This window comes from Paenibacillus amylolyticus, from assembly GCF_003719335.1.
In the GTDB taxonomy this organism is placed as follows: domain Bacteria; phylum Bacillota; class Bacilli; order Paenibacillales; family Paenibacillaceae; genus Paenibacillus; species Paenibacillus amylolyticus_D.
Window position 1 is genome coordinate 121,959 of the sequence record NZ_RIAS01000001.1, and the last position, 14,045, is coordinate 136,003.

Annotated in this window: 1 protein-coding gene; it reads right to left on the reverse strand. The window is 44.1% G+C overall.

What is annotated here, in order from left to right; translation table 11 throughout:
• Positions 1-13: 13 nt before the first annotated feature.
• On the reverse strand, positions 14-13,990 hold the full coding sequence (locus EC604_RS00615) for a non-ribosomal peptide synthetase (RefSeq protein WP_123062296.1): 13,977 nt from the start codon (positions 13,988-13,990) through the stop codon (positions 14-16).
• Positions 13,991-14,045 lie beyond the last annotated feature (55 nt).

Here is a 14,045-nt window from a genome sequence, read left to right on the forward strand (position 1 = left end):
TGAATGGTTTATATTAGTGTATCACAGAATCTCTCCAAAGATTTATTTGATTCAGTTCATCAATAAGAATATGAGGCTTCTCCAAAATATGTTCGAATAATTTACGATACTGGTTGGTAAATTGGTCCATTTCTTGCCGGCTGAAACTTTTCACACGATAGTCAAAGTGGATACTGAAATGTTCTTCCATTTTTTGAGCAGTAACATAGACCTCATACTCACTGAAATTCCATTCATACTTGAATGGAGTAATCTGAATTTCAGCAGTTTCTACAGATCGATCAACAAAATTATTCATGTTAAACATCGTGTCAAACAAGCACTGCTCATCGGGTGCAGAAGAGAAGCCTGCATCTTCCAGCATTCTTTCAAATGGATAATTCTGATGATCAAATGCCTGCAATTGGTTAGCCTGAATTTTAAGGAGATAATCGTAATACGTATCGCCTGTTGATATTATATTTCGCAAGGGAATTGAATTAATAAATAAACCAACCGTGTCCTGCAGTTCAGGTCTACTTCTGCCAAATGCATACGTTCCAACAATCATATCTGTCCTTTTCGTCTTCTGATGCAACGTAAGCAGATACACCGAAAATAAAATAGCATAATCCGTTAAACTTGAATCATGAAGTTTTTCTCTAAGTTGTACGAGATGGCTAGCAGGTAGTTTTACAACTATCTGATCTCCCTCATAAGAAGGGATAACCTCTTCATTTACAAGCTCGCCTCTTACCGTAAACGGATGGTAGCCTTGAAGTGTTTCTTTCCAAAAGATTTGAGATTCGGCATATCCTCCCTGATCAAGTCTCTCTTTTTGCCAAACAGCATAATCTTTATATTGTAACTGAACAAGAGGAAGTGTTATCCCCTCATAGAGCTGAAACAATTCATTCATCAAAATGCCCACGGATGTGCCGTCAGATATGGCGTGATGCATATCCATCAGAAGCACATGATCCTCTTCTCCCATATGAAGCAGCTTCGCACGAAGAAGTGGTGGTAGCTCTGTATTGAAGGGTTGAATGAAAGATTCCATAATACGTACTCTTTCCGAATCTGACTCAACCTTTTCCTGAATCAGATCAAAATGAGTGCTTTTGTGAATAGACTGGACAACTTGTCCTCCCTCTTTGTGCAATGAGGTACGCAGAGCTTCATGGCGTTCTATTAAAGCCCTAAAGCTATGCTCCAACCGCTCCGCCTGAAGTCTTCCGTTGATGCGAAATGCCATCGGCATATTCCAATGATTATTCCCCTCGCTTGCTTCGTAACCGTAAGCTTGATAAGGCGTTGCAGGATAGATGCGCTGTTCAGGTGCAGGTCGAATACGCTCATATTTATCATGGTAAAGATTTGCCCCTTGCTGCTGGATATAAGCGGCCAACATCTTAATTGTGGGATACTTAAATACATCCTGCAGATCTATTCGGATATGAAGCTGCTCTTGTACAAGCGTATTTAACATCATGGCTTTCAGTGAATGTCCACCGTGTTCAAAGAAATGATCCTCTGTACCTGCACGCTCAATACCCAGTACCTCTGCCCAGATTAATGCCAAATCCTGTTCAAGTGCATTCTGAGGCGCACAATAACCAGTTGTCAATTCACTGCTTGGTTCTGGCAGGGCTTTTCGATCTATTTTCCCATTGGAGTTGCGCGGCAAATTATTCAAAAATTCAAATCTAGATGGGATCATATACTGTGGCAGCATTGAACTTAACGCTTGCCTGATATGAGCCAATTGTTCCTTCCCAGCCTGTTGCTCCCGTTGCATTACAATGTAGGCCACAAGGTAGGAATGTCCTTGTGTATCCCGTTTGGGAACAACTACAGACTCCCGCACTTCAGGTAGTGATCTCAAGCGATCCTCGATTTCCGTAAGTTCAATGCGATTCCCACGAATTTTGACTTGCTGATCCAGACGATCCAGATATTCCAGATTTCCATCAGGCAACCATCTGACCAAATCACCAGTACGATAAATAATCTCTCCAGGTGTTATAACACTTTCAATAAATCGTTCTGATGTCAGCGCAGGCTGATTGAGATATCCCAAAGCCAGGCCATCCCCACCAATATAGAGTTCCCCCGGAACACCAATCGGCTGTCGTTGGCCCCAACGGTTAAGCACGTAAACTTTGGTATTGTGAACTGGGCGCCCAATAGGTACATTTCGTCTATCTCTTAGTGTTTCATCCACAGTATAGGTTGCAGCGAAGACAGTCGTTTCTGTAGGCCCGTATCCGTTAGCCAATCGGTGTGGACCCAGATAATCCAGAGCCTTTAGAACATGATTTCGTGAGGCTGCTTCGCCGCCAAAAAACAGTTTGCGAACATGTTTCAGACAAGTCACATCATAATCCACAATGGTATTGAACAGTGAAGCTGTCATAAAAGCAGAGGAAATCCGCTCTTTATTCAGCATTCTGCCAAGTTGGGCTGTGTGTACAACGTCCTCCATGGGAATAAGCACCAGGACAGCACCATTGAGCAAAGCACCGAATATTTCATAGGTAGATCCATCAAATGCATAGTTAGACAACTGCAATACCCGATCTTCCGGCCCCATATCCATGAAACCATTATTAATACTTGTTCTCAAGATATTCCGATGCGTAGTCACGACTCCTTTGGGTGCACCAGTCGACCCAGAGGTATACATGATATAGGCAGGCGAATCAGCCGTCCACGTCTCAACCTGATCAGACACTGCCTCTTCCTTAACTTCTTCACTCCATAAGCGTTCGTCAAGCATTATCGTTGGACCCTGGAAATCAGCTATGCCCAGATTAGTTCCAGCTATTAATAGTTGGGCTTGGCTATCTTTCAACATGTAGGCTAACCTATCTTCAGGAAATGTTGGATCAAGCGGTACATATGCGGCTCCCACCTTCATAATCCCCATAATGGAGACGATCATACCTATAGAACGATTAGCCAGTAATCCTACCACTTCACCCGGGACGATTCCCTTCAGTCTGAGTACCTTTGCAATCTGATTGGCCTTTATCTGCAACTCGTCATAGGTTATTACCTCTGAACCCATGACAACGGATGGACGATCCCCATATCGCAGCACTTGCTTCTCAAACCTTTGTGATATCGTTTCTTCCCTCGGGTAGTCTACTGTCTCTCCTTCGAAACTGGCTAAGTGCAGCCTTTCCTCTGGAGTACACATCTCAATTTTCATGACTTGCTCATAAGGACGAATCACCATTTGCTGAAGGATATGTTCATAATGATGCATCATCCGTTCAATCGTTTCTGAAGAGAACAAATTTTCATTATATTCAACAGTTAGGCTCATGCCTCCGGCGTGCTCAACACTTCCCCATGTTATATCGAACTTCGGCTCACTGGATCCAGAAGGTAACTGACGGACGGAGATCGAACTCGTTTCAGGTGATGAGTGCTCCATGTTCTGCAATACAAACATCGTATCAAATAGCGGATGCCGGTTCAGTTCTCTTGGCAATGCCAGCTGTTCAATCAGCTCCTCAAGAGCAAACATCCCGTGTTCGTAGCCCTGCATCAACTGGGCATGAACTTGTTGAATATAATTCTGAACTTCATTCTTTCCCACTGGCCTCAATCTCAATGCCAACGTATTCACAAACATGCCAACTATGGATGCAGTATCCGCATGCTCCCGCCCGGCTGTAGGGACACCGATAACGATATCCTCCTGTCCCGCATATTTGGATAACAGAATGGAATAGCCCGCCAACATTACCGTATACAACGTTGTTTTGTACTCTTCTGCCTGAATCCGCAGCTGCTTAGTCAGTTCTTCATTAAGCTGCATTTCTACTCGTGCCCCAGTAGCTTTACGAGTTCTGGCATTAAAATCATCATAAGGTAGATTTAACATCGAAAGTTCACCTTGGAATTGATTTAACCAGTATTCTCCACTACTTTGATAGCTTCCCGCCTTCTTATATTCCTGTTCCCAAACAGCATACTCCTTGTACTGAACAGAAAGCGGCTCCAACTTCTGTTGTTCATACAACTGAAACAGTTCAGTGAAGATGATACCAGTCGATATGCCATCAGAAACAATGTGGTGGGTATCTACAACCAGAATATGCCTTTCTGACGAAGTACTTAACAAGCCTGCACGAATAAGCGATTTGTGAGCTTTCAGGTTGAAGGGACGAACAAATGAATGAACGTACGTCTCTATATCAACTTTTCCCTTCCCTTTGACAAATATATGTTCCATCCCCCATTCCAGGTCTGCAGCAGGCCATATGCGCTGTCTCAGCTCACCTTGAACAAGTTCAAAAGACGTACGCAACGCTTCATGTCTATGGATCAGGGAAATAAATGCTTCCTCGAGTCGGTCAGCAAAGAGTCTACCTTCAATTTCAAATATCATTGGCATATTGTAACTGGTGCTCTGCTGATCCATATGTTGAATGAAAAATAATCTCTTCTGCGCTGACGATGCTGGATAGGTATCTTGAACCGCCACAGGTTGCAAAGATGCATAACGATGGGTCCCTCTGGCTTTCTGAATAAATTTGGCCTGATCCAACACGGAAGTGTAGGTAAACACATCTTGTACCGTCAACCTTACATCAAATGCTTTATGAATCTGGGCTATAAGGGACATTGCCTTAAGAGAATGCCCTCCAAGTTCAAAGAAGTGGTCGTGAATGCCTACTTTTGATAAACCCAGAACACTGCTCCAAATCTCAACTAATTCAGCTTCGAGCGAATTGGTTGGTGCAACATAACTTTCGGATACAAGGGGATGTGGCTTCGGAAGCATTCTTTTATCCACTTTGCCATTACTTGTGAGTGGAAAAGAGACAAGCAAGGTATATGTGGAAGGCACCATATAATCTGGAAGAACGTGAAGCAACTGTTCCCGAATGATGTACGGCAGCCTAGGCTCAGATATCGAATGAGGAACGATATACGCTGAAAGAAAGGAGTGCCCTTGCTCATCACGTCCAGATGTTACCATCGCTTCTTTAACTTCCGGCATAACCAGTAGTCTGCTTTCGACCTCTGTAAGCTCTACTCGATTGCCACGAATTTTGACCTGCTGATCCAAACGGTCCAGAAATTCTAGGTTTCCATCAGGTAGCCACTTCACCAAATCTCCTGTACGATAGAGTTTTGTTCCTGATTTCAGCGGATTCTCGCCAAACCGCTCTGCCGTCAACACGGGTTGGTTCAGATAACCCTGTGCCAATCCTTCTCCCCCGATATAAAGTTCTCCGGGTACCCCAACCGGCTGTCTCTTTCCCCACGGATTCAGCACATATACCTGTGTATTGTGAACTGGACAGCCTATTGGCACATTGCTTCTGTCCCGCATACTCTCATCCACCGAAAATGTTGTTGCAAAAACAGTCGTCTCCGTTGGACCGTAACAATTAATAATTCGATGGGGACCCAGATAATCCAATGCTTTCAGAACATGTTTTCTGGAGCCTGGCTCCCCACCGAAAAATAGTCGTCGTATATGTTTGAGACAACTCATGTCGTAGTCTACGAGTGTATTGAACAAGGCTGTCGTCATGAAGACCGTTGTAATTCGCTGTTCATCCAATGTACGAGCAAGTTCTGTAATATGCAGCATATCCTCTCTGGAAATCAAGATTAGTGCTGAACCATTCAATAAGGCTCCGAAAATGTCATAAGTCGATCCGTCAAAGGCATAATTGGACAATTGCAGAACCCGATCCGTAGGCATCATATCAATAAACCCGTTTTGGATACTGGTCTTCATAATGTTGCGATGTGTCGTTATGACTCCCTTGGGCTTCCCGGTTGAACCCGATGTATACATTATATAAGCTGCATGATCCGGCCGGGTTTCTCGATCTTCCCCAAGCTCTTCATTATGAGTTTCACTCCAGCACTGTTCATTTAACACCATCGTTTTCCCTGAGAATCCTGGGATAGTCCGGCCTTGCTCAGCTAGGAGCAATTCTACCTGGCTATCTTCAAGCATAAAGAGGAGGCGCTCTTGCGGAAAGCCCGGATCAAGTGGAACATACATGGCTCCGGATTTCAAAATACCGAGAATGGACACGATCATCCCCATAGAGCGATCCGTTAACAATCCGACTCTGTCTCCCGGACGAACCCCTTCGTGTTTTAACGCTTCAGCCATTCGTTTAACATTCATACCCAGCTCACTATAGGTCATGCTCAGGGAGCCCATAATCAACGCAGGACGATCTGCATACTGTCTCACTTGTTTTTCAAACCGCACGGGTATTGTTTCTTCTCTTGGATATTCGACAACTTGTCCTTCATACTTCTCAAAGTACACGGTTTCTTCCAATGTACACAATTCAATATCGTTTAGAGCCCGGTTGGTATCGTTGACCATCTGTTCGAGAATATACGCATAATGGGAAGACACTTGTTGAATCCTGGCATGGGAAAATAAATCGGTATTGTATTCAATCGTCATGGAAATGTCTTCTTTCAACTCGTGTCCAGCCCAAGTCATCTCAAACTTAGATCGCCCTGTTGTTGTCTCCAGCTGATCAATAGTAAGCTGATCCGCCTTTAGCTGAGTCATGTTCATGTTCTGTAGTACAAATATGGTTTCAAAAAGGGGATGACGACTCGGCTCCCTGACCATTTGCAGATGATCCAGCAGCTCTTCAAGCGGATACACCGTATAATCGGAGCAATCCAGCACACGTTGCTTCAATGAAGTAACGTATTCTGCAACCGTAAGTTCCGGCTTGATTTCGCTACGTAAAGGTAACGTTTTAACAAACATCCCCACCATGGAAGCCGTTTCGGCATGGTCTCTGCCTGCAATCGGTGTACCCACAATGATATCTTCCTGTCCGCTATATTTGGATAGCAGAATGTAATATGCAGCTAGCAGTAGCACATACAAGGTTGTATCGTGGTTTGACGCGAGCTCGGTCAGGCGCTTGGCAAGAACGTCACCCAGTAGGAATGTATGTTGTGCTCCTTCATAGCGCTGTACTCGTGGACGCACGTTTTCGAGAGGGAAGTCCAATATCGGCAGTTCTCCCTCATACATTCGATGCCAATAATCACGAGCAGCACTGTAGGCTTCCGTTGATTGCTGCAGCTGCTCATAGGCAGCGTAATCTTTATACTGTTTATGCAGAAGCGGTAGCTCTTCATCTTCATATAATTTGAATAACTCATCGTACATAATCGCTGTTGATATCCCATCCGAAACGATATGGTGAACATCCAGCAATAATAGATGCTCTGTATCCGATTGCTTGCGGATATAGGCTCTAAACAAGCTAGGAGCCGACAAATCAAAAGGAAAAATACATGATGCAACCCATGACGCCTCGTCATGATCTATAGACCCGTATTGTAATGTGCCCTTATTTACTTCTGTCAGATTAAGTTTCCAGTCCAGTTCGCCCAGCGCGTGTACCTGTTGTCTAACCTGATCATCTTCCAATACAAAAGAGGTTCGTAAGGACTCATGACGCTCAATCAACCGAAGCAACGCATTTTCGAGTCGCTCCATATTCAGACGGCCTTCGATTCGTAATACCATCGGCATATTATAACTGGTACCAATATTTTCATTTTGCTGAATAATATACAATCTTCTCTGGGCAGAAGTCACATTATAACTTGTATCCTGACCCACAGTAGGAAGGGAGACATACCTGTGAAGCTTGTCGTTCCCTTGAATAAGCATAGCCTGTTCCCGAATGGTAGGATGGCTGAAGATATCTTGAAGACTTAGCTTTACATCAAACATCTGATGTATTTTGGCCACCATAGTCATCGCTTTAAGCGAGTGTCCTCCAAGATCGAGAAATGATTCCAGCATGCCCGGATAATCCCTTCCCAGAACTTCGGACCAGATATGCTGCAACTGCTCTTCATACGGGTTTTCAGGTTGTATGACCTCCAGCGTATTCCATTTAGCCGAAGGCTTGGGAAGAGCAGCATAATCCACCTTACCATTGGTTGTCATCGGTATGGTGTCCACAATGAGAATAAATGAAGGAATCATATATTCCGGAAGTGACTGTCTCAATTCACTTTTCCACTTCGAAACCAGATCGGAACTATCCATCTTCTTCATCACAAGATTTTCGGGTACTACGTAGGCACAAAGAAGTGAACCTTCGCCACGCTCCTCTTTACGTGCCATTAACACTGCTTCATTTACGGAGGGGATTTCTTTCAATTTGGTTTCAATCTCGCCGAGCTCGATCCGATTGCCTCGAATTTTGATCTGATTATCCATTCTTGCCAGGTACTCCAGTTGGCCATCCTCTCTCCAAACTACCAAATCCCCTGTCCGATACATCGTTTCTCCAGGAACAAATGGATCTGGAACAAAGCGTTCTTCCGTTAAATCAGGCTGGTTCAGATATCCTTTTGATACACCTTCCCCACCAATGTATAATTCACCAGGAATCCCTATAGGCTGCAATTGGTTCCATCGATTAAGCACATATAGTCTTGTATTGTGTATCGGACGTCCGATAGGAACCCGAGAATATTGATACAAGCTGTTTTCAACCGAATACGTCGCTGCAAAAACCGTCGTTTCTGTGGGTCCATACGCATTCACAATACGATGTTCGCCCAAGTAGTCCAATGCTTTCAGTACATGCTTAATCGATGCGTTCTCGCCACCAAAGAACAATTTCCTTATATGCTTGAAGCATGTAACATCATAGTCGACCATCGTATTAAATAACGTCGTCGTCATAAAAGCAGATGTAATTTGTTCTTCATCCATCGTTCTCGCTAGCTCGGCAGCGTCGAGTAATGTATGTTTGGCAATCAATAGGAGTGTTGAACCATTTAATAGTGCCCCAAAAATCTCATAGGTTGAGCCATCGAATGCATAATTGGATACTTGGAGTACCCGATCGGCAGCGGACAGTTCACTGTAGCCATTGTGAATAGCCGTCTTCATAATATTTCGATGACTGGTCATCACCCCTTTGGGCTTACCTGTCGAGCCTGAAGTATACATCACATACGCTGTTGCTCCCGATGGGATCGTCGGCAACTTCCAATTTTCCCCATCCCACCTCGTCCTTGCTGCCTCTTGAAGTATTTCTTCAAGTACCAAATGCTGTGGAGTACTCCCGGTGATGGTTAACTCATTGGCTGTGATCAGCCAATTGGCATTGCTGTCTTCCACAATGAAGTGTTTACGCTCTTCAGGAAAAGAAGGGTCAATAGGAACATACATAGCACCTGTCTTGAGAATCCCGAAAATGGCTATGATCATTCCCATAGAACGGTCAGTCAATAGACCCACAACATCTCCTTGCTTCATTCCTTTTTCCATCAGTACCCGCGCATATTGGTTTGTTACTTCGTTAAATTCCTTGTACGTTAGACGCTGATCCTCATAAATAACCGCAATCTGATCAGGAGTTCGCGCTGCCTGCTCCTCCATTGCTGACGAAATGCTGGATTGACGCGGATATTCTGCCCGTGTTTCATTGCAAGTTAGCATGGCGGATTTCTCTTTGTTCGTTAACAAATGCATTTCTTTCAGCCTCAGGGAGCAGGTGTTCACCATTTGCACAAGGATGTTTTTGTAGTGATCAATCATCTTAAGTATCGTGGATTTTTTGTAGATGGAAGAAGCATACTCCACTGTCCAGTTCAAACCATGGCGATCCTCCCGACATCCCCACGTCATATCGAATTTGGCATAATTCCAGTCCCACTCCGCTGCAGTAAAGGTTGTTCCCGTTAGTTGAATTGGTGGAATATCCATATTTTGCAGTACAAAAAGGGTATCAAACAACGGATGTCGACTAAGATCTCTGGACAGTTGAAGATGCTCAAGGAGATCCTCGAGAGGGAACTCCCCATGCTCTTGTGCCTCAACAAAATTGGACTTCAGCCGACCTATGAATTCATCCACTGTGAGTTCACCTGACACCTCATTACGTAGGGCCAGCGTATTGACGAACATGCCAACCATAGGCTGAACATCTTCGTGATACCTTCCTGCAATTGGTGATCCGACCACAATATCCTCTTCTCCAGTATATTTGGATATCATGATATTATAGGCAGCCAGCAAGACCACATATAATGTGGTTTTGTGCTTAGCAGCAAGACTTTTTAACCGATTCGTGAGCTCCGTTTCAAGTTGAAATGAGATTGAATACCCCTCATAAGACCGAACCGAAGGTCTGACATAATCGGGTACAATCTCCGTAGTCGGAAGTTCACCTTCGAATTGGGCACACCAGTATTTTCGATTTTCCTCATATCGCTGACTCGTCCGCTCATTTTGTTCATATACGGAGTAATCCTTATAATGTAGGTTTACAGGTGACAGCGCTTCTCCCTCATATAATTGGGTCAGTTCCTTATAAATAATTCCGGTGGATACACCATCAGACACGATGTGATGCATATCAATGAACAAGAGACTATGATTAGATGTAACTTCAGCAAGAGCTGCACGGATTAGCGGACTGGTTGATAGATCAAATGGCTGTACAAATTTCTCAAGAAATGAAGCAATCATCGTTTTTTGTCTATTCAGAACATCAGTGCCGTAATACGTTGCCCCTTGTTGTTCTTGCATCCCATAGTTAATTAAACTCCAGCTTAGTTCCGTGGGTTCCAGAATTTGTTGCCGCAAGTGTTCACCAGACCAGATGAAACGCGTCCTGAGAATCTCGTGCCGCCGTATAAGCTGTATGAAGGCCTTTTCAAGCTTATCGCGGTTAAGCTTTCCTTCAATCTTCAGTACCATCGGCATATTATAGCTGGTCTCTAATGGAGCCAGCTGTTGTGCAATGTAGACTCTTTTTTGCGATGCGGACACTGGGTACGATTCTTGTACTTCCACCGCAGGAATAGCCTTATATACACTTTTCCGAGAATTTTCTATGCATAGTGACATTTCCCGCAGCAGTGCTGCACGGAATACTTCATGCAAAGAAAGTTTTACGTCCATCTCTTTATGTATTTTGGCTACCAGCATCATAGCTTTTAACGAATGGCCCCCAAGCTCAAAAAAGTGATCTCCGGCACCTGGTTTGATGCCCAATACATCTTCCCAGATCTGAGCCAGCTTCTGTTCGGTTTCTCCAGACAGTGGAAGATTTTTGTTTTGATCCATCACCTTAGGAAGCGGAAGGTTTTTGCGATCGATTTTGCCGTTAGAATTAAGCGGAAATACCCGAAGAATCTGGAATGTAGCAGGAATCATATACTCAGGTAAACGGTCTTTCAACGCCAACTTCCATTCCTGAATTTGCTGATTCTGCTCTGCTTGCCCCTCTGCATATTGAATAGGGACGATATATGCACTTAAGTTAGAGCTCCCCTGAGCATCCCGCCATGTCGTAACAAGAACATCTTCCACTCCGGAAAGAGCTCTCATCTTCTCCTGCACCTCTCCAAGCTCAATGCGGTGACCCCTGATTTTGACCTGATGATCGATCCGCCCTACAAATTCCAAATTCCCATCAGGCAGACGTATAACCAAATCCCCGGTTTTATACATTTTCTCACCGGGAGCATGCGGGTTATCAACAAAGCGTTCTCGCATCAACTCTGGAGCATTCAGGTAACTGGCCAAACCTTCACCGCCAATGTATAACTCTCCCGTCACACCGACAGGCATGGGATTATGTTTGGAGTTCATAACATAAGCAGTGGTATTATGAATCGGTTTGCCTATGGGTGCCACATCAGGCTGTGTAATCAGATAATATGTTGCATACACTGTCGTTTCTGTTGGTCCATACATGTGCAATAACCGTTCTGGGCCCAAAACATCTAATGCCTTGTTCAGATGCCGGATTGAAGCCTTCTCCCCCCCAAACAAAAGATGCCTTACCTTACTGAGACAGTTCGGGTCCCAATCTACCAGCGTATTGAATAGCGCAGTTGTCATAAAAGCAATCGAAATTTCTTCTTTGGTGAACGTATCAGCAAGCGCAGCTACGCTCTGCATCATTTCTTCAGTAGTAAGTACAAGCGTGGAGCCATTTAACAATGCTCCGTATATGTCGAAGGTTGCCCCATCAAAAGCATAATTCGAAATTTGCAAAATCCGATCTTTGGAGTTCAATTCCACATAGCCATTATTTCGCACGGTCTTGATAATATTTTGATGGGTTGCAACCACACCTTTAGGTTTTCCCGTCGAACCTGAAGTGTAGATAATGTAAGCAGCATCCCGTGGACCTGACAGGAAATTAACCTCTTGGTACTCGCTTGTGTTGAATGAACGTTCATGCATCATCAACATGTCCAAGGTTAAGATTTCTCCCTCATAATGGGGCAATTCTAACTCAGTGAACCGAAGCAGGAATTGTGCTTCACTATCTTGAAGCATATGGGTCAATCTTTCGGCCGGAAATGTGGGGTCAAGTGGAATATAGGCAGCACCAGCTCGAATAATAGCCAACATGCCTGCAATCATCTCCATGGATTTCCGCGCAACGAGTCCTACCCTGTCTCTTGGCTTTATGCCATGCCACTGCATAGCTTTGGCCCAATCTTCAACCAGAGCATGAAGTTCTGCATAAGTCCATGTTTGGTGTGCTAATTGAATTGCTGGATGATCAGGATATAACTCTACCTGTTGAATAAATAATTCTGAAATGGACTGATCCCTCGGATAGTCCGCAGTGGTCTCGTTTCCTTTCACCAGCATGCTGTTTTCTTCCGGGGTCAGGATCAGAATATCTGCAACACTTATTTGCGGTTCTTGCGCAATTAATAGACAGGCTTGCTTGAGGTGAACAAACAATCGTTTAATAAAAGAATCCGAATATGCCTGCTCGTTGTAATTGATCTTGACCCGGATCTCTTCACCTGGGCCTATGGAAATGTTCAGATCATAATTGGTATGTTCATACGCTTCAATGGAGGTAATATCAAATCCAAGTTCGAACTGTTTGGTATCAAACATACTGGTACTGGACGGGTAGTTTTCATACACCATGATATGGTTAAAAAGCTGACCACTCTGACCTGCCTCCGCTTGCACTTCAGCGAGAGATAGATAGCTAAACTCCTCAGACAAAATGGCGTTTTGATGTGTCTTTTTCAGTAATTGGGCAAACGATTGTTTCTCTTCCGACGTTATTCTTACGGGCACGGCGTTAATGAATAAACCTACAATTTTCTCCACATTTGGTATGGTAGCCGACCTTCCAGATACTACAGTCCCAAAAACCACATCGTCAGAATTGCTATAGTATTGAAGCACGACTCCCCACAACGTCTGAAAAAGACTGCTCATCGTGACCTGATATCTACGGCTAACATCCATTAATTGCTCAGTCAGCACTTTGCCCAAATTAAACGTTATCTCCTGAACCGAAGGTGATTCCGCCGAATCCGAAGTTATTTCCACTGGGAAGTCCGCTCCGTTCTCATAACCAGAGAGATAATTTTTCCAATAGGTTCTGGCTTCGACCTCCTGCTGCTCACCCAACCATTTAATATATCTTTTATAGGGAATGACACGATCTAGTTGTGCAGCTGTTCCGTGAATCTCCTGTTTGTAGAGGGAGAACCATTCCTGGAAAATGATCCCCAGGCACCATCCGTCAATCAGAATATGATGATTGCTCCAGATTAACGTATATGCCGCCGGGCCAGTTTGGATTATTTGCAGACGTAACAGAATATCTTTGGACAAGTCAAAAGACCGCTGGCGATCTTCCTCCGCTATCTGCCGAATTCTCTTCCTTTTCTCGATCGGATCAGACTCATTCAATTGAATGTATTCCAATTTAAGTTTTCTGTTTCGTAGCACGATTTGTCTCGGCTTGTTGATTTTGTCGTGAATAAAGATTGTCCGAAGCGTATCGTATCTCTCGATAACTTTGTTTATGGAGCGTTCCAAAGCTTCAATATCGACGAACCCATCAATCGTAAAAATCATTTGCTCGAAATAGATGTCTCCCTTGTCGTAAAGCGAATGAAACAGCAATGCCTCTTGCATTGGAGATAATGGATAAATATCAGCAATTTCCGGTTTGTTCATCATCCCTTAATGTCCTCCCCTTAAATCTATAGATAGCCGAATGAGCCCCGGAGATCCC